Source organism: Paraburkholderia sp. RAU2J (assembly GCF_003634845.1).
Classification (GTDB): domain Bacteria; phylum Pseudomonadota; class Gammaproteobacteria; order Burkholderiales; family Burkholderiaceae; genus Paraburkholderia; species Paraburkholderia fynbosensis.
In genome coordinates this window covers 76,324-96,935 of record NZ_RBXG01000002.1, presented here as the reverse complement: position 1 = coordinate 96,935, position 20,612 = coordinate 76,324, and the positions used below count along the sequence as shown (strand labels likewise).

Annotated in this window: 20 protein-coding genes and 3 pseudogenes; 7 read left to right on the top strand and 16 right to left on the bottom strand. The window is 58.7% G+C overall.

The features are described 5' to 3' along the window. Positions 1-253: 253 nt before the first annotated feature. Both B0G69_RS42975 and B0G69_RS17905 read right to left on the bottom strand, forming a co-directional pair. On the bottom strand, positions 254-469 hold the full coding sequence (locus B0G69_RS42975; protein WP_347232482.1) for an SOS response-associated peptidase family protein: 216 nt from the start codon (positions 467-469) through the stop codon (positions 254-256). Next, positions 459-857 (bottom strand): hypothetical protein, encoded by a 399-nt coding sequence (locus B0G69_RS17905; RefSeq protein ID WP_121319692.1) that lies wholly within the window; start codon positions 855-857, stop codon positions 459-461. The genes B0G69_RS42975 and B0G69_RS17905 overlap by 11 nt, the downstream gene beginning before the upstream one ends. Positions 858-1,715: 858 nt before the next feature. Between B0G69_RS17905 and B0G69_RS17900 the strand changes: the two genes are divergently transcribed. From B0G69_RS17900 to B0G69_RS17885, 3 genes and pseudogenes are all read left to right on the top strand, one after another. Then, positions 1,716-2,768 carry a tryptophan leader peptide gene (locus B0G69_RS17900; RefSeq protein ID WP_241991383.1) on the top strand — a complete coding sequence of 351 codons (1,053 nt, stop codon included), beginning with the start codon at positions 1,716-1,718 and terminating at the stop codon, positions 2,766-2,768. 246 nt (positions 2,769-3,014) lie between these two features. Continuing rightward, a complete protein-coding gene (locus tag B0G69_RS17895) occupies positions 3,015-3,665 on the top strand; it encodes a DUF429 domain-containing protein (RefSeq protein WP_121323759.1) in 651 nt (216 codons plus the stop codon). A 644-nt stretch (positions 3,666-4,309) separates the two neighbouring features. Beyond that, a pseudogene (locus B0G69_RS17885) lies at positions 4,310-4,764 on the top strand (OB-fold nucleic acid binding domain-containing protein); the annotation flags it as partial. Between the two features lie 88 nt (positions 4,765-4,852). Here the strand turns inward: B0G69_RS17885 and B0G69_RS17880 are convergent. Continuing rightward, a complete protein-coding gene (locus tag B0G69_RS17880) occupies positions 4,853-5,242 on the bottom strand; it encodes a response regulator (protein WP_121323758.1) in 390 nt (129 codons plus the stop codon). 144 nt (positions 5,243-5,386) lie between these two features. On the opposite strand from B0G69_RS17880, the gene B0G69_RS17875 reads away from it, so the two are divergent. Beyond that, positions 5,387-6,349, top strand: coding sequence for an SOS response-associated peptidase family protein (locus B0G69_RS17875; protein ID WP_121319688.1), 963 nt, complete (start codon positions 5,387-5,389; stop codon positions 6,347-6,349). 102 nt (positions 6,350-6,451) lie between these two features. Here the strand turns inward: B0G69_RS17875 and B0G69_RS17870 are convergent, their stop codons facing one another. The 11 genes and pseudogenes from B0G69_RS17870 to B0G69_RS17815 all read right to left on the bottom strand — a co-directional run bounded on the left by B0G69_RS17870 (position 6,452) and on the right by B0G69_RS17815 (position 15,820). Continuing rightward, on the bottom strand, positions 6,452-6,973 hold the full coding sequence (locus B0G69_RS17870; RefSeq protein WP_121319686.1) for a hypothetical protein: 522 nt from the start codon (positions 6,971-6,973) through the stop codon (positions 6,452-6,454). Between the two features lie 297 nt (positions 6,974-7,270). Continuing rightward, positions 7,271-7,765: a TIGR01841 family phasin gene (phaP, locus tag B0G69_RS17865; RefSeq protein WP_121319684.1), complete on the bottom strand. Its 495-nt coding sequence runs from the start codon at positions 7,763-7,765 to the stop codon at positions 7,271-7,273. A 658-nt stretch (positions 7,766-8,423) separates the two neighbouring features. Further along, positions 8,424-8,795 (bottom strand): annotated as a pseudogene (locus B0G69_RS42970) (porin); the annotation flags it as partial. Positions 8,796-9,074: 279 nt separating this feature from the next. Then, the gene (locus tag B0G69_RS17850; protein ID WP_121319680.1) at positions 9,075-9,422 is read right to left on the bottom strand and encodes a Rieske 2Fe-2S domain-containing protein; all 348 of its coding nucleotides are present in this window, start codon (positions 9,420-9,422) and stop codon (positions 9,075-9,077) included. Between the two features lie 3 nt (positions 9,423-9,425). Continuing rightward, positions 9,426-9,737: a YciI family protein gene (locus B0G69_RS17845; protein WP_121319678.1), complete on the bottom strand. Its 312-nt coding sequence runs from the start codon at positions 9,735-9,737 to the stop codon at positions 9,426-9,428. A gap of 5 nt (positions 9,738-9,742) precedes the next feature. Further along, positions 9,743-10,630 carry an intradiol ring-cleavage dioxygenase gene (locus tag B0G69_RS17840; RefSeq protein WP_121319676.1) on the bottom strand — a complete coding sequence of 296 codons (888 nt, stop codon included), beginning with the start codon at positions 10,628-10,630 and terminating at the stop codon, positions 9,743-9,745. Positions 10,631-10,646: 16 nt separating this feature from the next. After that, positions 10,647-11,714 (bottom strand): maleylacetate reductase, encoded by a 1,068-nt coding sequence (locus B0G69_RS17835; protein ID WP_121319674.1) that lies wholly within the window; start codon positions 11,712-11,714, stop codon positions 10,647-10,649. Between the two features lie 7 nt (positions 11,715-11,721). Continuing rightward, positions 11,722-13,188, bottom strand: coding sequence for an aldehyde dehydrogenase family protein (locus B0G69_RS17830; RefSeq protein ID WP_121319672.1), 1,467 nt, complete (start codon positions 13,186-13,188; stop codon positions 11,722-11,724). Between the two features lie 32 nt (positions 13,189-13,220). Further along, positions 13,221-14,240 (bottom strand): hydroxyquinol 1,2-dioxygenase, encoded by a 1,020-nt coding sequence (locus B0G69_RS17825; protein WP_121319670.1) that lies wholly within the window; start codon positions 14,238-14,240, stop codon positions 13,221-13,223. Between the two features lie 42 nt (positions 14,241-14,282). After that, a complete protein-coding gene (locus B0G69_RS17820; protein WP_121319668.1) occupies positions 14,283-14,777 on the bottom strand; it encodes a hydroxyquinol 1,2-dioxygenase in 495 nt (164 codons plus the stop codon). Positions 14,778-14,890: 113 nt separating this feature from the next. Continuing rightward, positions 14,891-15,820 (bottom strand): LysR family transcriptional regulator, encoded by a 930-nt coding sequence (locus B0G69_RS17815; RefSeq protein WP_121319666.1) that lies wholly within the window; start codon positions 15,818-15,820, stop codon positions 14,891-14,893. An 819-nt stretch (positions 15,821-16,639) separates the two neighbouring features. On the opposite strand from B0G69_RS17815, the gene B0G69_RS17810 reads away from it, so the two are divergent. Together B0G69_RS17810 and B0G69_RS17805 are read left to right on the top strand one after the other, a co-directional pair. Further along, positions 16,640-17,893 carry an MFS transporter gene (locus B0G69_RS17810; protein ID WP_121319664.1) on the top strand — a complete coding sequence of 418 codons (1,254 nt, stop codon included), beginning with the start codon at positions 16,640-16,642 and terminating at the stop codon, positions 17,891-17,893. Positions 17,894-18,347: 454 nt separating this feature from the next. After that, the gene (locus tag B0G69_RS17805) at positions 18,348-18,527 is read left to right on the top strand and encodes a DUF2934 domain-containing protein (RefSeq protein WP_121319662.1); all 180 of its coding nucleotides are present in this window, start codon (positions 18,348-18,350) and stop codon (positions 18,525-18,527) included. A 312-nt stretch (positions 18,528-18,839) separates the two neighbouring features. On the opposite strand, the gene B0G69_RS17800 is transcribed toward B0G69_RS17805, so the two are convergent. Beyond that, the gene (locus B0G69_RS17800) at positions 18,840-19,268 is read right to left on the bottom strand and encodes a hypothetical protein (RefSeq protein ID WP_121319660.1); all 429 of its coding nucleotides are present in this window, start codon (positions 19,266-19,268) and stop codon (positions 18,840-18,842) included. Between the two features lie 658 nt (positions 19,269-19,926). On the opposite strand from B0G69_RS17800, the gene B0G69_RS42965 reads away from it, so the two are divergent. Beyond that, positions 19,927-20,130 carry a hypothetical protein gene (locus B0G69_RS42965; RefSeq protein WP_347232481.1) on the top strand — a complete coding sequence of 68 codons (204 nt, stop codon included), beginning with the start codon at positions 19,927-19,929 and terminating at the stop codon, positions 20,128-20,130. A gap of 257 nt (positions 20,131-20,387) precedes the next feature. On the opposite strand, the pseudogene B0G69_RS17790 reads toward B0G69_RS42965, so the two are convergent. After that, a pseudogene (locus B0G69_RS17790) lies at positions 20,388-20,582 on the bottom strand (DNA-binding protein); the annotation flags it as partial. Positions 20,583-20,612: the final 30 nt, after the last annotated feature.

Sequence of the window (20,612 nt, the reverse complement as noted above, 5' to 3'; positions counted from 1 at the left end):
AACTTTGCAGCCAACTCCCGTTTTGCTATCAATCAGGCCACGGCCTTCTCGTCGACCGACGGATACGCGGACATTGATAATCACGCGCTGGAAAGCTTGACCACATGACGGTCGCAACTCATTCCAGCAGTGACGGTTGCCCGTCCTCCGCGTGTTTTATCTTCGACGCCGTGGGCGGGAAAGGGAACGGTGCTGCATGCAGCGCTTTCGCTGGATACAGATGAAAAAGCTTCGGACCCTCGTCGGTGCATTTTTACGAGAGCCAGTCCGAATAGGCGTCGGCCCGAATAATGACAACGCCGCGTTTTTCGTCGCCCGGTTTGTGAAACCGGCGCATGAGAGGATGCTCATCAGCATTTACCGTGAGCATCGTGAAAGACAGTGTCGGCGGTCCGTCTGCTTGCTCCCAGGCTCGCCATAAGCCGGTGATTGCCGCGCGATTGCCGAAACTCGGCGGTTCAATGGCCATGGCCTCCCCCGTGCCCGCCATGACCGCCCGAGTAGCCATGTCCACCGCCCCAGTAGCCGAAGCTGAACGACACCGACGGCCCCCACCAGCCGGGCCAGCCATACCACGGGTAGGGGGGATAGTACGCAGGGTAGTAGGCGGGCGCGACGTACATGGGCGCCGGAGCGACATATGAGGGTTCACCCGGCGACGCGGGCGGGATGTTCTGGGCGTCGGCGCCGTTCGGCAAGCCGTAACCTTGAGCAGGGACTTCGTGCTGGGTAGCGATAGCAGGAACGGCGGGATAGTAGCCGTATGGATAGTAGCCGGGGCCGACGTAGTAGCAGCCGGACAGCGCAAGCAGTGCAACGGCGCTACCGGCGCGCGCCGTTGCCGGGAAGGGCTTCATGACATGCTCCTGTTTCGTTGCGACGCCACGATGCGGCGCGCACTCATGAGCTTACTTCAGCGCTGGAATAGAGGGAACGGAGCGCATATGGCCGGACGCGTCCGAATCCGAAGGTCATCGCGAAGTGGGTCTCTTCGCGGCCGGGTGTGACGCTCAGCAATTACGTCGCGCGAATAAAGCGTGGCAGGGACCCGTTCGCATATTCCATGGCAAACACGACAAGAGACAATTGATAAACGTTAAGAGCAATCAGCCCTTTTTCTACGCCGCCCTGCGTCCAGCGCCGGGTAACTTTCGGCTACGACGACAAGGCTGCGGAACAGGTAAAAAAGGCTATAGGCGACCTGGTCAACACCATCCTCAAGCCAACGCGCTTGCCCTAGCTTGGGGCCGGAGCGGGCCGAAAAAACCTTGCTTTTGTCGGCCGTTCATCAATCGCTGGCGCACCAGGTGACATCGCGCGCCCGTTTCGACTTCAAACCTTGCTCACGCCCCGGCCCCATTGAAGCTACCTCGGAAGAACAAGTCAGCCGCCGGTTTACGGCCCCGGCCGAGTGTGCAAGTATTTGCAAGCGCACACCGCACACCTTTGCGAGGTTCAGGATGGCCTGGAAGCTCTGAAAAACCGAGAAGCGGCACGATGAGACGCAAATCTGGCCCAGCGATACGCATCAGTCGATACAGCAGCTTCTGGGCATCTACCTGGGCAGCGACGCCGCACCCTTCGCAGGCTGGGCCGCGCCTGGCATCACATTCACGCAAGATGTCGAACCGCTCGTACGTAACGGAGTCCGGGGATATCAGCTTGCCCTCTGGTTCTGGCTGTTTGCCGGGAAGCACGGCACTATAGCGGCACGTATGGTACGCGAGTCGTTCTGCCTGCTCGCCGAGGCAGCGCAGCCGTCGTCGGGCGACAATATTGATGCGCTCCTCGAGCTCGAAAACCGCCTGGCGCATTCTGTCGAGGCAATTTCCTCTGAACAGCGCACCTTCCGGCAGGAGGGCCTGTCCGTGGAACTTCCGATGGAGTTCTTCCTGGCCGCAGGCTTCCTCCGACTCGCCCCCGAATCTCCTTATGCCGGTAACGAGGGTGCCAATCTGCAAGGCAACGAGTACAAGCTGGCAGACTGTTTTCGCCATGCAACCGGGGAGGCGCTTGCGGTGTTCCGACCGATGATAGTCGCAGTCGACTTCGATGCAAAATCACTGCCCAACTGGAAATGGAGCGCTCATCCAGGCGCTACCGAGCGACACCTGCAACGACGCTACAGCAATCCGCTGTTTCCCCTGCATCGCCAGATGGTGACGGCTCACGAGGTCTATGAGGCCCGTCTTGCCGACGCGCAAGCCCTTGAGGATGTCAGGAACGAGCTTAACGAGGTGAGCCGCTCGTTCTCCCAGACGAATGAACTGCCGTTGAACTGGCAGTCCTTCCTCGAAGGATATCGTGACCAGGTCGACAGACTCGATGAACGTCGCCTCGTGGCTGGCGGGCAGAATGCACCACTCGGCGACGCCATTGGAAGCCTGCGCACCGACATCCTCACGACCTGGCGAGCTTCGATTCACAAGAACCGGCACAGCCTTGCCGCCCTTGAGCAGCAAGAAGCGCAAAGGACCGAGCGACGCGCGCTTCTGTACGGATGCGACTGGACCGCACAGCTTCTCAGTCACGGGTCTCTGATACCGCCAGACGAGGTCGTTCCTGCCCTGTTGAGCGAGTCCCCGTCTGAACTGGAAAAGGTGGTGACCGGCCTGCAGGCCGAACCACGACTGCATGAGACGTTTGCGCAATGTCGTGCAACCGCGCATCGGCTTGTCAACGAGTTGCGCGCGGGCGGTCACAATATTCCCGATATCGGCGACAAGCTTCGGATTCTTGACAGCGCACCGGGGCAGGCGCCGGCCTGACCTGGCCCTCTCTAAGGCTCTTCCCATAGTTGCAGGAAGCCGTCGTCCCGACGCCCTTTCTTTTCTGCCGCATATCGTGTCCGACTGGCCAATCGGGCCGGGAGCCCGACTCAGCTCGTGGAGCCGCGCCGGTCGGATTGAGCGCCGGCGTGTTGCCACCTATGCCGTTCGACGACGAAAATGCACTCGTCTATTGCGTTCCTCCTCCCTGCGAACGCTGTGATTTATTTGAGGGGCAATTGCGTGATGAAGTCGGGACGAGCTGTAGCTGGAATCGATATCGGCGGAGACCGGAAGGGAAATCATCTCGTCATCCTGCGCGGCACCCAGATTGTCTGCAACCTCTGCAAGGAGACGCCCGAGCATATGCTCGAAAAGTGCCTCCAATTTGAGGTAGCCGCGGTGGGCATTGATGCACCCTGTCAGTGGCGAAATCGTGAGGCCGCAAGGCAAGCAGAAAAGGCGCTTGCACAGCAACGAATCTTTTCGTTTGCCACTCCGACTCGTGAACTGGCCATGGCCAGTAAAAGCGGATTCTACGGGTGGATGTTCAACGGCGAGCGTGTCTATTATGCATTCTCGCCACACTTTCCTCTTTTCAAGAATGGGGGAGAAATCGGGGACCGGGTGTGCTTTGAGACGTTTCCCCACGCCATAACTTGCGCTCTTATTAGGAATGCAGTCGCATCTGCGAAGCAAAAGCGAACTCAGCGCCGAGAAATTCTTGAAAAAGCGGGAATTGATGCAACGTCGCTGAGGTCTATCGACGAAGTGGATGCGGCGCTATGCGCCTTGACCGCAAGCTTCCTACTTGAAGGGAGAGTCGTTGCGTACGGCGACGAGCTAGGTGGATTCATTATCGTGCCCGCTCCCACTGGCCACGGCAGAGAGGCTTAGGGCAGACCGCTTTCGCGGCCGAACCGACACGGCTGACGTAGCCGAAGCGCCAAGTGTCCCTGAGTCCATCAGGTACACCTCGGGGTCCGCGCAAAAGCGACCGCAGTTTAATCCAGGCAAACACGTTCAGGGAGAACCGGTGCATCTGAGACAATATGTGGCGTTGCTGCTATCACTGGCAGCGTTTGGTTCGACCGGAGCATGGGCGAGCGATATTCGATGTGCCACCACGCGGCAACCGGCTGAGCGCGTCATATGCGACCACGCCATCCTAAATAGTGAATACGACGACAACCGTATTAAAGCGCTGATAAGAGGCTTACCGCACAAAGGCGGTAAAACTGTGAAGACGGTTGGCTGGGGTTAAACCGGTTTGGCAAGGCCTTGGTCAATCGGATGTATCTATTCGCGGAACTCTCGCTCTTCAGCGCGGGGACCGTCGGGGACGTGGAAAACGTGGGGCGACCTTCGAATACGCAGCCGCGAATTCATGGGACACCGACGCCTCGACACATCGCGCCTGTTGGACATAGGAGCGTCCTTGCAGCTGCGCCACTGTCCGGTAGGACGAGTACCTGTGTGCAGCGACACTTGTGCGTGGTAGCAAAGGCATTGCGGCGTTTCAGCAACGCCGAGCTCGTCGTTCAGCGGTTCAGGACGAGACGCCCGAATTGGGCGCACCGTCGGAAGCGAACGACATCGCCGCAGACTATAGGTCTGTCGGATTGACGTTAGGACGGCACCCGCTCGAACTGCTTCGGCCGCAACTGCTCGCAAACCGGCTGATGCCGCGTCAACGCTGCGTACCTATCGCGACGGGCGGTTGGCACGGGGCTGCGGGCTCGTGACGGTGCGTCAACGCCCCGGAACTGCCAAGGGGGTCATGTTTGTCACGCTTGAGGACGAGACAGGCAACGTCAACGTCATCGTCTGGCCGAGCTTGTTAGAGAAGCAAAGGAAGGAAGCGCTTGGGGCGTCGTTGCTTGCCGTGTATGGGACATGGCAGTGCCAGGGAGAGGTTCGACATCTGGTCGCACAGCGCCTTGTCGATATGTCTCATCTGCTCGGCGGCCTGATTGCTGCGAGCAGAAATTTTTGCGGACTTGCCAACGTGCCTTTGGAATCGGCATTTCCTTTCAACAGCCATATTTCGATTTCCCTCGTCAGCACAAGAGGCGGCTTTTCGACTACGATGTCTTGCCGCGCTGTTGCTCGCGATGGGTTACGTGGTCCGCCAGCAGCCGTCGCATTGTGGCCAGCAACACCGGTCCGTCCACGGGTTTGCGAAGGAAGCCGTCGTAACTGATGAAGGCCGGTGGACTGGGTTCGCCGGAAACCAGTATAAAAGCAACGTCGGGTAGCGCCGGGAGCGTGCGCAAACGATGGCACAGTTCACTTCCGGACACGCCAGGCATGCGCCAATCCGCGACCACTATATCGACAGGGATTTCGGTGAACATCGCCAATGCCGACTGGCCGTCGCTCGCGATTCTTACCTCAAATCCGTCGGCGGCGCAGATTGCACCCCACGCTGCCAGCGTTTCCGCGTCGTCGTCTACCAGTAGCACGCTAGCCATACCCAAGTGCCCGAGTCGCCACATGGTATGTGGCAGCTCAATGCTATCCAAAAGTTCACGCGGACATGTCTCGGAACCCGAAATTCGTTATGCCCGCCTTGTTCCGGAGAGTGCGTATTATGGGAGCAGTAAACGGAGGCACCCATGTGCTACTCGGCTCAGATTCAAGCAGACTACCGCAAGTTTGTGCGTACTTTCGGCGCTCTGATGGATATCCACGAGTTTGCGCGTCTATTTTTTGAGCGCGCAGAGGGCATCAGCAAGGCAAAGGTGCCCAAGGCGATGGAAGATGCGTTTGCTGAGCCGCAAACTGACGCCGAAGGCGCCATCAAGGCCCTTATCGACAGGTTCGAAGCAGAACAGACATCAAAACTCCAACAAGACCTCTTTGCACAGCGCAAGCGACTGGCTGACGCAGAGCGTTCGCTCGAGAGCAAGGTCACAAAAGCAGCGACCGAAAGCAAGCGCATTGCAGCGAACAAAATTGAACAGACTCTCGGTTGGCTCGACGACATTCGGCGAACCGAGCCGAAGCCGCGCGACTCGCGCATTTTTCCGGGTCATTACGCTCCCCTGATGGTTATGGAAAATGGGCAGCGCGTCATCAGGCCGATGCGCTACCAGTGTCGCATTGCGCGCAAGCCCGCGTCACACGACGTCAAATACCAAGGGGGCTACAACGCGAGGCGTGACAATCTCGAAGGATTCTGGAAGCCGCTCTTTGGCTACTCGCACGGTATTCTCGTGGTCAACGCGTTTTATGAGAATGTTAGCCGGGCCAAAATGGAAGGTCGCGTGCTCGCCGAAGGGGAGCAGGATGAGAACGTCGTTCTGGAGTTTCGTCCCAACCCTGCTCACGAGATGCTGGTAGCTTGCCTGTGGTCACGCTGGTCTGCGCCAGGTGAGCCAGACTTGCTCTCATTCGCCGCTATTACCGACGAGCCCCCAGCGGAGGTCGCCGCAGCCGGCCATGACCGATGCATTATTCCCATCAAGCCTGAGAACATTGACGCGTGGCTCAGCCCGAATGCATCGGACCTTGCGAGCCTATATGCGATACTGGACGACAGGGACCGGCCGTACTACGAACACAAGATGGCTGCGTGACGACTGCTCAACAGCCTGCTCGGTGTATCACTCCCACTACGACAAATGACGGAATGCCATTGGCGCTTTAACCTGGATGGTGAGTGCCCCGAATGGCCCGCCTCAGGACGTCGACCTCGGCTCTGGCCAGGGCCAGCCCCTTTTCTCGTTACGTAAGGCCGGCTTCACGGGTGACACAACTGGGTCATTCGGCTCGGCCTGTGTTGTCTTATCTGCGGCACCGTCCGCCGGCTCTGTCAACACGTTCCCTTTCACTGCGGGAAACCCGATTCCGAACCAAGGCACTTTCTTTTGAATGTGAGCGACGTACACGTTCCAGCCGTTGGGGTTATCGTCAAAGAGGTTGTGCTGAACGGTTGAGGCTAGCACATCCCGGTTGAGCTTCGTCTCAAGCAGCTCCCGTGGCCACTGGGAGAACGCACTGGCGACCCGTGCGCCAAACTCTGACACCTTCATCTTTGGGGCTAGCGCCCAGAGGAACTCAAAGGTCTGCAAAGCATCATTTGTCTGCACGACCTGCGTCACAGGGGCGCCTGGTTCACTCGTCCTGGTTAAACAGTTCAAAGCGTCGAGAATGTCGCCAAGGTGGAGCAACAGTTCTCGTCTATCAAATCGGTCGTCCATGCTGTCTGTCCGTTAATTCATTCCTTGGGTTGATGCCCTGTTTGGGCGCAACGCTTTGTCCGGTCGCCGCATATGCCGGCGCATCTTCGTCGAAAGGTCGACGTGTCTTGATAGCAAGAAGCGGCAGCGCTGTCAGCCGTCGCGAGCCGGCATCGCCATTCGTGGCGCGTCAACGCTTCAAACACATCGAGTCACGGTCGACATTCGTCGCTTCCCGGTACATCCAATGCCGGAAGGACAAATGCGAACCGAAGTTCGCATTTGCCGACCTACAAGCGCTAGGGGAGAACAGCGGTCTTACTGGACGGTGGACACCGTAGCGACGAACTGCTTTGCGGCTTTGTTTGCCGATTCGTAGGTCGCGTTCGCCGCAGAGAAGACCGAGTTCCACGCAGCTATAGCTGATTCGCTTCCAGCAGGCGCGTTCTTTTTGAGGCTTTCGACGAACCCTTGGGTATCTCGCTGCAATTGCTCGCCCTGCGCTGTCGCAGCGGCTGAAATTTCGCTTTGAACTTCGGACACGATTTCGTGAACGCTGCGGCCGTACGCGACCAACTTTTCCACAGCAGCCTGGCTGAGGCTTGCTTGCAATGCGAGCAGCGCGCCCGGGTTGCCGGCCGAAATGGCTTTGGTCACGATTTCCTGGGTCTCGGAAAGAGCCGCCTTACTGACCTGCAAATTCAACGCGACCAGCTTTTCGAAGCCTGCAAATGCCTTGTTCGTCACGCCAAAAAATGCATCCAGGTTGGCTTGCTGGGCGGCAATCAACTGCTGAGGGGTAAGTGTGCTCATCACTGCTCCGTAAGGTGAGGCGGCAAGAGGCCACGAGTGAAACCAGACACGCGTCAAGACGGCCGAAGGTGAAATGCTGCGCTGCAACATGAGTCCATTGTACGGGGCGAGCTCAGGAAGTCAAACAGTTTCGGCGTGGGGCAACGGGACGAGGAAACATTCGCGACTACGCGTTCCGCGAACATCGCTTGAAGGGAGTGGGCCGCCACGGTGGCGCAACGGAATCGGCTGGAATTTCAACGTGGCCGATGAATTCGCGCTTTCGTGCTGGAGCAGTTTTTTCTGAGCACCGATGCCGCAGGGTCAGGACTTTGCTCCGCGATGTTAAGGTAGGCAAATCGCGCGGCAGCGCCCCTCGCGCAATCTCAGCTGACAGCCATGTCGGCTCGCAATACCGGCAACCGACGATGGAACTTTGGATTCAGCCATGCGCCCGGGGCGCTGGCCTTGACGGGACGGCGGCCATCGAGTCTCCGCGCCGGGACCTCACCCTCAACGGCTCCGGTGCCGGCGAGAATGTGCGAGCGGAAGAGCACTACGCCGGCGCTCGGTGCCGCGCGGTTTTTGTGCGCATTCTTGCGGAGCCAGAAATTCAGTGGGTTTGGTTGCTTCAGAACGCAGGGCAGCATTGACTCAAAGCTTGTTCAAAATCTCGTTTTCCTCGGCAAAAAAGAGAATCCACCATGAAATCGTACTGATTCCCTAGAGTAAGGCTGGCAAGTCGGTCGCTTTCCAAGCCGACGTATCCGGTGCGCCCAAAGATACCGGAGCCGATGGTTCCCCCATTGGCCATGGAGAACTGTTCACGAGCGCGAACTTGGCGCGGTAATCTCCACCAAGGTCCTCCACGCCACTAAAGCAAAGAGGTTGGGGGTGAATATCCCGTCGTCAAATTTGACGTTCCTTCCTCCGCCCGAATTGCTGACATACGTGACCCCGGCGTCCATAAGACCGAACATCGTCACGCTGCTTGCGCCGATGCGCTTTCAGCCACGGCGAGAATGGCAATCGTTCCAAACCGCAGTTTCATTTTGTCTCCGTCTTATTATTAAAATGCGAGCCAGCCACCCGCGTGGTGTCTGTCTGCGCGATTCGTTTATTGGTGGCACTCCGCCTGCTCGACCCGATTTCCTACAATGCCGATACAGCAATTTGGCATATATATAGTTATACTAATGTCTTTGGCTTTGATAAGGGCGTCATACCCGCGCACAAGGCGACTGTTGCGCTTAAACCCTATTGGCTTCCTGCTGAATCCAAGCGCCCTGCCCGAAAACACGCCCAGAGCGGGTCAGCACGGCTCAACTCGCTAACGTTGATATTGAGGGCCCAAAGAGACGACCCATGCGGATGAATCCACCTCGACAGGCACGCCTTCTAACGTCGCCCCCGCGCATGGTCCCTCGATACAGAATCCATCATTAAATCTGAACAGCGCGCTGTGATGAGCACACATTAAGACCTGGGACCGGTAACACGATACGCTGCCCGGTACAAAATCGAGTGGGACCGAAAAGTGTGGGCATCGATTGACATACGCCCACACTTGTTCACCGCGCCGTACCACAATGACGGGGCGACCGATGCATGCTTCGTCGATTACTCGCGCACCGCCGTCAGGGACGTCTGAGAAGCGGCAAAGTTGTCTCGCACTCATGACTCACACTCTTCGCTCTGGGTTCCCTAAGCTCCAGTCCCACGGCCGCACTTCCACTCGCGAAAAAAGGCCTTCCTTCATATATGGGTCGTTCCCTACGAATTGCATAACGGCATTGATGTCGTCCGCCTCAACGACGAGGAGCGTCCCGTTCATTGCGTCGCACAGCGGTTCCAGCGTCGGGCCGCCGAGTCGCACATAGACACCGTGCTGCGCGGCGGTCCGCAGGTAATTCCGATGACTTGGACGCACACGGTCGCGTACATCGCGCATACCAGGCTGGTCGGTAGCAAAGACCGCGAAGAATCGAGCCATTTCAATTAGCTCCTGTCGAGGATGAAGTCATACGTCGCTTCGCGGTATGGGCCGTTCAGTTTGAACTGACGCGCGAATTGGTCATTCCCGGCCCGCTGACGATACTGGACCATGAGCGATGGCTTTACGCCGAAGACTGCGTCCGACTTCAGATACGGGTCGTGCTTGTCGAAAAGATGGGTGACAAGAGTGCGGTAGCCGGGCGCGTCAATCATGAAGTGCAGATGCGCGGGACGCCAAGGATGGCGCCCAGTAGCGTCGAGCATCTTGCCCACGGGCCCATCAGTTGGGATGGGGTAGCTGACTGGCAGTATCGTCGTGATTGCGTACCGGCCTTCCGCGTCGGTCCGGTAACGGCCACGCAGGTTACCGTGGGGCTGTTGCGTGTCTTGCCCGGAATACATGCCGTTCTCCGCCGTCTGCCACACGTCGAGCACGGCGTCCGTTATTGGAGCACCATCGATGGTAAGGACGCGGCCACACACGACGACTGGTGCTCCGGGAGTGTGTGCCATATTCTCGCCAAAGGCTCGCTCCGGCATTCCCTTGATGTAGAACGGCCCGAACACGGTCGTCTCGGTCGCCCCTGTCTCGTATCGATGGTTGATTGCGTCTACCAGCATCGATACGCCGAGCGTGTCGGACAGAAGGATGAACTCCTGGCGAACGACGTCATCGCACATCTTTCCGGTCTCCGTCAGGAATCGAATTGCCGCCATCCACTCGGCTTCGGTCGGCTCCGTCTCGTGCACAAACGCGTGAAGGTGCCGCACGAGGCTCTGCATCAATGCGCGCAAGCGCGGATTTGGAGTGTTCTCGAAACTGGCCACGACCTGCTCTGTGAGCATGGCACCGCTATCCTGATGTTCATTATGGGTCACGTCTGTCTCCATTCTCGCTTTCGGTAACTCAGCGCGGGGGCCGCCCTTCCCACGCGTCCTGAAGCAACTCGCGAATCGCCGCGCGCTCTATCGGACGCGGGTTCGCATATGGCTTCTTGCATGCGATTTCAGCAGCTTCATCGAGGCCGTCCTGCAGCATCCCGATTTCTGAGAGCGCTGGCGAGATACCGAGCTGCGCGTTCAGCTTGAACAGCAGCGGACCTGCTTCAGCCGCTTCAGTCCCGCCCAACGCCCGCGCGACGCGGCGCAGCGCCTCGGGCGCAGCGGCATGGTTGTAATGCGCGGTATGAGGCAACATTGCAGCGTGCGTCTGAGCGTGCGGCAGGTTAAAAGTGCCCCCGAGGGTGTGACAGAGCTTGTGGTGCAATGCCATCCCGACTGCACCGAGGCACGTCCCCGCAAGCCAGGCACCGTACAACGCCCGGCTGCGCATCAAGCGGTCCTCCGGTGCGCGAACCACAACGGGCAGTGCTTCGCCGAGCGCACGAATGGATTCCTCTGCCATCAAGCTGATGACGGGGTTCGTATCTTCGGCATAGAGCGCTTCCACGGCGTGCGCCATCGCGTTGATGCCAGAAGCCGCAGAGATGCCCGGCGGCAGCGACAACGTCAAAGACGGGTCATAGAGCACGGTACGGGGCAGTACCCGTGCGTCGCGCCCGGTGCGCTTCAGCCGACCTTCCGTCAGGCCAAAAATCGGCGTCATTTCCGAGCCCGCGTAAGTCGTAGGCACCGCGAGGATGGGCAGCGAGGACTCGAGTGCGATTGCCTTGCCCAACCCGATAGTTGAGCCACCACCAATCGCGATGCAACAGTCAGCGCGGAGCTCACTGGCCGTCTCGCGAGCCGCGCGCGCCACCTCGACCGGTACATGCATGACCGCCTGGGGGCAGACACCGGCCGCGCGCTCGCCCAGCACTTCCTTAACCCGGTCAGCGAGAAGGCGCTGCTCAGGTGTCGACAGAATCAGCGCGCGGCGGGCACCGAGCCTTGTCAGCTCATCCGGCAGCTTTGCGAGCGCGTCCCATTCAAAAACAACCCGGGAAGGGGTCCCTTGGTAGACAAAGCGCTCCATGAAGACCTCAGCGCTTGAAGTGTGGCGGCACGTTACCGTCGACGTTGACCCACACGGACCGCGCTTCCGTGTAGTCGTGCATCGCCTCGAACCCCATCTCGCGACCGTAGCCCGACTTGCCTACGCCGCCGAACGGGCTGCCGGGATTGACGCGCTTGTAGCAGTTTATCCAGCACATACCAGCATTGATTTGCGACGCCATCTTGTGGGCACGGGAGAGGTCGTTTGTCCAGAGACCGCTGCCCAAGCCATATTCTGTTAAGTTCGCGATGGACAGCGCTTCCTCATCGCTACCGAAGCGCAACACCGTGACGAATGGGCCGAAAACTTCTTCCTGAGCGACACGGTCGGACGCACTCTTAGCCTCGATGACCGTAGGGCGGACATAGTAACCATTCGCGAGCGTAGGGTCTTGCGGAGCGCTTCCGCCGGCGAGAACACGGCCGCCTTGTTCGCGAGCCACGTCGACGAAGGCGAGCACGCGGTCCAGGTGCTGTTTCGACGTCAGCGGACCCATCTCTGTATTGGCATCGAGCGGATTGCCGACACGGACGGAAGATGCCAACGATATGAATCGCTCGAGGAACTCATCTGCGATACGTTCGTGCAGAACGAGACGCGAGCCCGCGATACAGGCTTGTCCCTGGTTATGAAAGATAGCCCAGGCTGCGCCGTTGATGGCAGCATCAAGGCTGGCATCTTCGAATACGATGTTCGCACCCTTGCCGCCCAACTCCAGTTGAACACGCTTCAGGTTGGTTTGCGAGGCTTCGACAATTCGTCGGCCCGTCGCCGTTGAGCCCGTGAACGCAATCTTTCCAACGCCGGGGTGTTCGGCGAGCCGCTGACCGGCCGTGTGGCCATAGCCCGGGACAATATTCACGACGCCCGCAGGGAAGCCGACCTCGGCCATAAGTTCCACGATGCGCAGGGTTGAGAGCGGCGTGATTTCAGACGGTTTCAATACTACTGTGTTGCCTGCGGCAAGTGCGGGGCCCATCTTCCAGCTCGTGAACATGAGCGGAAAGTTCCAAGGAACAATCTGGCCCACAACGCCGATGGGGCCACGCTGCACGTAGTTCAAAAAACCAGTTTCAACGGGAATAACGGAGCCCTGAAGCTTGTCCGCCATGCCGCCGAAGTAGCGGAAGCAGGCTGCCGTGCGCGGAACGTCTAGCGAGCGCGAATCGCGAATCGGGTGGCCAGTGTCCAACGATTCGAGCTGCGCCAACTCTTCTGCATTCGCCTCAATAGCGTCAGCAAGGCTCAGCAACAGGCGGCCACGTTCGGCTGCCGGCATGGCCGACCATTTCGGGAACGCGCGGGTTGCCGCTTCGACTGCCAGGTCCACGTCCGCCGCAGTCGCCGCGGCAATTTTCGTGACAAGCGAACCGTCGTGCGGATTGAGCACTTCAATGGTGCCGCCGTCTAGGGCGTCAACGAAGCGCCCGTCGATGAAAAGTTGGTTTTGCATGAATCTTCCTCGATTTATTGCTGGCTCGCCACTTAGAACTCGATGGGATACGGAGCAAGCTCGCCACTCTCGTATCGCTTGGGAAGGTCCGGCGTCGCGTTTTCCCAGACGAGCAGCATCGAACGCTTCGTGGAGTAGCCTTGATGCCGGATGTCGGCTGGCATTGCGCATATATCACCCGCACGCATTGTGATTCGCGCTCGGGGCGCCCCGGTGTTCTTGTCGCCGATGTCCCATACGATTTCATCGGACAACTGCAGGAACCATTCGACGCGGTCATTGCCGTGGAAGACCGGCAGGATGAACTCTTCGGTGGTCGGGCAAAACAGGCTGGGGCCGCAAACCGACGTGACTGAGGGATTCCAAGTCACGTCAGAGCGAGATAGGTATTTGAAGAGGTTGAAGGCGTGCAGTTCGCCTTCGAAGCCTGGCTCGACGTGGACTTCCGGCTCGTCCTGGGCGACATCCAGGAAGCCGCGATTGACAGGCAACTCGTCGCGCAACGGCGAATCACCTTCAAGGCCGGGCATCCGGCGTGTCGCGATGCGTGTGCGTTCGATTGCCGAACCGTTGTCGCCGTGCTTGCGACCGAATGCTGTACCAGTCTCATCTGGGGCCGCGAATGGGTCAAACCCTTCGTTCGTCCAGTCGTGCAGGATAGCCTTGAAGGTTGCCATGATGGTCGGCGTCTCGAAGGTCTCGGTGTAGTCAACCCCGGCTTCTTTCAAAATGCCGTTGAAGGTGCCTGCGTAAACATCCACCTTGCCGTAATGATTGCGAGTGCCGAAGACGTGGTCGAAATTGACCCAGCCATAAAAGAAGCCCCATGCTACATCCCGCATCATCGCCCGAAGGAACGCATCAGCCGGCACAGCATGCGTGCGAGTCTGTCCTTTCGCCGGCCAGCTGATTTTCACAAAGTACTCGTCACGCTGGAACTCGAATTTGCCGAGCTGGAAACTGCGGTAACCGGTGACGGGGCTGGGTTCGCTGGAGCGCACCGTATCGGCAGCAAAGCCTGCGGGATTGTCGAAGTTTTCGAGGGTGGCCATAACTTGTCTCCTGGGATATTCGAATAGCGGCAGTCGCAAGGGTCAATGCAGACAGATGTCTGCCCACTTCTCTATGGACAGTTCGCCGAGAATTGTCTGCACGAGTGCAACGCCGGGTTCTGCGGCAGTGAAGCGGTATGCACAGCCGGCGGGAAGCAGCGCTTGATGCCCCTTGCGTAGGACAATGTGCCCCATCTTGCGGCCAGCGGGCTGCGCACCAGCGTTCACGGTCCCCCGGCCTGACTTTGGCGGGACGTCGAGCTTGATGAAATCGATTCGGACTTGGCCATCCATCTGAATAGTGAACTCGTCGTGTGCGCAGGCGAACCAGGGCGACTCGCCTTCGGTACGCATCACTTCAATGACATATTCGAGATTCTTGCCGGCGACCACCTTATCGTAGGGGGCCGACCTGGATGCCACTTCGAAGACGTTCGAAAAGGCGTAGTGATGAGCGCTGCCGCTAGTGATTTCAATTTCACCCTTCTTATAGCTGTCGAGCGAGCCAAAGACGGTGTGGTATGCCGTGTCGGTCATTGCTGTCTCCTGTGTTGAACTGCTTGTTACATTCAACTTTAGGGGCAACGGGCGGCAGCAACAAGCTGCGGTACGGCGACTACGGCATTTGCGTTTCCCGAATAATCAACCCGTCACCGCACCCAGCCACGCTCCAGCAGCGGTGCGTCCCATGCGGGCTCGTTTCCAATGTGTTCCACCAGGAATTCAACCAGCGCCCTGACCTTTAAGGCCTGTCGTTGAGTCTCGGGGTAGACCGCTGCGAAGCTTAGGGGGGCCAGTTGATATTCGCTCAAGACAGGCAGCAACGTACCAGCAACAAGCGCATCGCTCGCAACAAGAGTCGGCAGACAAACAAGGCCCCCGCCTGCAAGCGCGTATTCCCTTAGCAAGTGCACCGAATTCGAGCGAATCATACCTGGCAGCTCCATCTCGATAACTTCTTCGCTGCGGGTCATTGTCCAGCGGTTGCGTGAGGGATATCCCGAATACAGTGCCGTTGTGTGTTGCAACAAGTCGCGTGGATGTTGTGGTGCACCATGCTCGGAGAGGTACTCGGGCGCAGCGCAAAATAGGCGTCGAACCGTGAAGAGCCGTCGCTCGATAAGTGATTCTGATATCGGCGGGAAAATCTGGAATGCGATGTCAAAACCCTCTTCAATGGGGTCTACAACTCGGTCATTGACAATGATGTCCAGCTGGATGCCGGGGTAGCGTCGATTGAATTCGACCAACGGAGCACCGAAGTGACCGAGCGCGAAACCCGGGAGCATCTGAATACGCAGCCGTCCGGTCGGCGTCGCGCGAAGCTCGCGCATCTGGTCAGTCAATTCGTTGACACGACCAACCACCTCGGCACACTCGCGATAGAAAGCCTCGCCAACTTCGGATAACCGCACATGCCGCGTGCTTCGATGGAAGAGCGGCGCATTGACGAACTTCTCCAACTGCTGAATGCGGTTCGTCACCACTGAACTTGTCACACCCAACTGCCTGGCGGCTTCCGCGAAGCTGCTCGCCTCCGCGACTCTTACGAATGTCTCGATGCTCAGGAACCGGTCCATACCGCGTCCTTCTCGTCAGCGAAAACGTAAGTTTATATGTACAAGACAGCTAGCTGCGTCTGGAGAAGACGTCGGCCTGTTACCAGGTTGATTCCAATCCCACATGCTGCTTCCGCGGGAATCGCTCGTCATGGACTGTCCCCTATTGCCCCGATGCTGAGGGGGCTCTCTTGGGATAGGCATTTGCACGAAGAGTTGCACCGTTTATCTTTTAAGCGCTGACATCGCTGGTCACCCGTCTGAGTGGCGATGCGGACTGAGACGACCACCTCCTGTTAAGCAGCAGCAAAGACGATTGGCCCGATGTTTCGTGCAGGCCACCGGCGATGCCGAAGGCATCGTACCTGACCTCAACGTCGGGCATCGTGGCCCGGCCAATACCGTTCAGTTGGCCGGTATGTTTCTGGGGGCCGACGTCCGGCGCTTACAACGACTGTCGGACGGAGGGCCAGTTTCGACACCTGCCGAATGATGTGTTCGGCCCGTACGTCACCCCTTCCATGTCTATGAGGGATTCTCCCAAGGAAGCGGAAATCATTGATTTTGCTTCGCGGTGATAGTCGCGCCGCGCTTCTCAGTCAATGCTTGGCGCGTTTTCCATCGATTGTTTGCGTTTGGCAAATGGTGCGTTCGCTCGTTGTTCCATACCCGAAAAAAGAGCTTGCTCCTACTGTTGTGACGTCGGCGAATTGAATTCACCGCCTCGGCGGGTGGCCGACCATCCCTCGCGATTTACGTCGCACACACAAGACATCGGAGCTGGCTAAGCGCAAACGCCCCCGGGCGCGCGCGGATGACCCGGCGTCCACGGAGACGGACATGAAATCAAACGAGTGGGACATATCCTACGAATGGAAAGCGGTGACGCTGCTGGCTCTGGGCTTTGGGCTGGTCGGCTTGGACCGCTGGTTAATTGCGCCGCTGTTTCCTTCAATCATGAAGGACCTCAACCTTAACGCGCAGGACGTGGGCAATTGCATCGGCGTGCTCGGCCTCTCTTGGGGCGTCTTCGCTGCACTGATGGGGGGCATCTCCGACAAAATCGGCCGTAGGAAGGTCCTGATACCAGCCATCATCGCTTTCTCGCTGCTTTCTGGGTTTTCGGGGCTCGCAGGCGGTCTCTTTGGTCTGATAGCCATCCGGAGCCTCATGGGCGTCGCGGAGGGCTCGTTCTGTCCCACGAGCTTCGCAGCGACGGCCGATGCGTCGCATCCGCGCCGTCGGGGCCTGAACCTCGGTCTCCAGCAAAGCGGCTTCGCGCTGTTCGGATTGGCGTTGTCGCCCATTATTGCCACACAACTGCTCAGCTTCGTGACGTGGCGTTGGGTGTTTGCCCTTGTGGCACTCCCCGGTCTGATTCTCGGCGCGATTATGTTCTTCGTTATCCGCGAACCGAAGGTCACTTTGCGGGGCGCGTCGGAACATGCACCCGCTTCGCTGGGGCATGTACTCAAGAATCAAAACATCATCGTCGCAATGGGCGCACTCTGCTGTGCGATGACGGGTGTGTTCGTTCTCGGCGCGCTGCTGCCGCTCTATCTCACTGGATATCTATCGCTTGATACACAGAAGATGGGCCTTGTTGTTTCGGCCATCGGCTTTGGTGGCTTTCTGGGGCAGTTCGGGTTGCCCGGACTCTCCGACCTGGTTGGTCGTCGCCTTGCAAGCGTCGTTGGCTTCGCGGGAACAGCGGTGATGCTCTATATTTTCCGCGGGCTCGGCCCGCAGCCCCTCCTGCTATTCGCAGTCTTGTTCGTTGCTTCGTTCTTCACCCTCGGCCTGGTCTCACTCCTGTCCGGCCCGGTGGCAACCGAGGCCGCGCCAATCGGCCTTGTCTCGACTTCCATTGGTGCGGTCGTCGGCGTGGGCGAAATTTTCGGAGGAGGTATCGCCCCTGCGATGGGCGGGTACGTCGCGGCGCACTTCGGAATCCAGAACATCCTTTGGCTGCCGATGGTCGCGGTTGTTCTTGGCATTTTGGTCAGCATGCTTCTGAAGGAAACCGCACCGGCTGTCCTACAGCGTCGCTCGGATGTGCGACCGGACGTGGCAGCGGGAGAGCAGCCGCAGTAATTGCTTCGGGACTGACGACCTGTTTGTGAGATTGACGTGCGCTGACACTCGGCCCGAATCCAACGCTCAGGAGCGGGTTAGTTGTCCCGAAGGCGGTGACTCGCCGTCGTTAATGGTTGGGCAGTCCCTCAGCGAGGAAGCATCGTGTACTGCTCTTGAACCAGCACTGCGTCAACTAAAACATGACAGAGAGTAACGCGATGCGTCATTAACTACAGATGGTGTTGGCGTACCCTGCAATCTGCATGGTCAGGCTCCCGGTTAGTGAGCGTTATTCGGCAGGTTGCCGGGGAACGCAGGAGAGCGTCCGGAACGTCAGATGCCGATAGCTATCATATGGTCGCCCACTTTGGGTTTATCGGTTCTTGCGTTAGCTCTTGCGCCTTCCATCGAAAAGGTCGCTGCACAAATTGATGAATAGTTGGTCGTGAGGAACCCCACCAGGAGCCATGCAATGGATAACGATTTGCGGGAAGAGAAGATTCGTGTAAGGGCCTACGAGCTCTGGGAAAAAGACGGCAGCCCGGAGGGACGCGCCGACGAGTATTGGGAACAAGCGCGGTTTCAGATAGATGAGGAAGAATCAGAAGCCGACGACAACGGAGACGGCCCGAAGGGCCGGCTGCCAGGGTGACGAAAACCGGCTAGCGCTGAGGAGTAGCCACGCCGTTGAGTGCGTGGCCGAGCCATAACCCAGGCCACTACATTCCTCTTGCTGGCGAACTGCACGGCGGCGCGGTGCTCGCGTGGTGTTCCTTCGTTGCCGCTTCGTGCGACCGCGATGACAGTCCAAGCTGGCGCCGCCTGTACCCAAGCTTCGCGTGATGCGGAATCTCGGCGCTCGCTGAGGAATAGCCGACATAGAGTTCCTCACTAAGGGTCCTGGTGACCTACAGGTATAGCGAGGGCTGTCTCCGACAGACTCAAAAATGCTCGGCGTTGAGAATCAGTTTTCCGTGGACCCGTCGAGGTCGAAGGGGGCACCACCTGCGTGCTGCTCGAACCAAAGGAGCGCATCTTCCGAGCCGAGAAACCTGACGCGCTCTCGTGCAGCTTTCAGCGTCTTCACTTGGTCCTTGATGTCCGACGGCGGGTTGCCATAGGCGTTCAGAATTGCCTTGCCCGCAAATACGCGTTCATAAGGTACACCGTCCCTCGTCAAGGTGACCATGAAAAAGCCACGCGAAAGGGGCTCGTTCGTCAGGCTGTCGTCCGCAGTAATCACCTCGACAGAGGCATCCGGGTCAGTCGCCTCCGACCATAGCGGCGAGCCGCCCGCCGTATCAGTGCCTATCAGTTCAGCGGCTCGCGCGTAGCCATCCGGGACACTTGTCACAGTCTTGCGCAGTGGGTCGATGAGAAAAGATACGTCCATTGGCTCCTCTGCTGACAACCTGTTTCGGGGCAACGTCGGTGTTCACGATAATACACGACGCCCGCTGGCCGGAGGCTAAGCGGCCGAGCGGTGTACTCCGGCAAAACGACGCGGTAACCTAGGGGAGGGAACAAGCAGATTAGCTGTCGACGCCAAAATGATTTTGACCCGCATGCCGACATCGGATTGGCCTACCTGCATCAAACCAAGGTTCCAGCATCGATGCCTCGCGGCCCAATCTGACTGGTCATCCGCATTACGGCATGCGGGTCAAGCTGGCATTGGCGACAACAGTCCGGCCAGCGCGTGTCTCGCCTTGAGCTGCAAGACACATCGGATTTGAGCCGGTGTCATGGGTCACAGCGTGCTAACGGGCCGACCTGACCGTTGCCTTGAGAGGCTCGGCAAAAAGCGGTCGTGCAGCCATCGTGCTTTTCGTCCATCTAACTCAACATGTTGGCCGTTTGCCGCGCTACCAGACAACTGAAGGAGACCCGCAAAATTCGTTCTCAAAAACACAGCCGCCCGGCAATGTCCCCTTTTCTGCGCACGCTGACTTACAGCCACGCTTCGCTTGAGCCTGTGACGCAGGCGATGCTTCTGCAGTGCTACATCGCACTGGATGCTTTCCGACGGGGAATCGGCACAAGCCACGCTTATGCATATCAACGCCGAAGAGCACGCAGGCGGCGGGTGGCGTGTCTGCGATGCAGATTACTTGCCTGTATCCACCGCTCTTGCTGTATTCAGTGAACAACTCAACGCTGCTTCCCTCAACGACATCACGAAAGCTGAGGCCCGGATGCTTGAGGGTCTTCCTGGTTCGGAGCGGGCGACGCGACAGGTTAAAGAGCTGGCCTGAAGGCTTTTCATCGCCAGGCTTGCCGCCGTCGAATGACGTCGCACCGTAGTGAGGCTTTCGGCCCGGACGAGAAGTGTCGTGCGTCATACTCACGCGCGAGCTGGTCCTTCAGAAGGAAATGGCGGGCGCTCAACCAGAATCGGGTCACTCACAAAACGACGCGCTATCCAATTGCTACGCCGACGTCGTGCGTCGCAAATCAAAACGCCCCCCGGATTTTGGTCGCGAGGGGCGCTATCACGTCAGAACACTTTCGCTTACAGTGCGGCGTCCTTCAGCTTCTTCAGCGGCCGCACTTTCAGACGCATTGAAGCAGGTTTCGCGGCGAACCACTTGTCTTCACCCGTGAACGGGTCCTTGCCGAAGCGCTTCTTCTTGGCGGACACGTCCTGAGCCACAACCTTCAGCAGACCGGGCAGAGTGAACTCCTTCGCGCCCTTCTTGTGAACCGATGTCAATCACGTCGAACGAGTGTGCAAGTC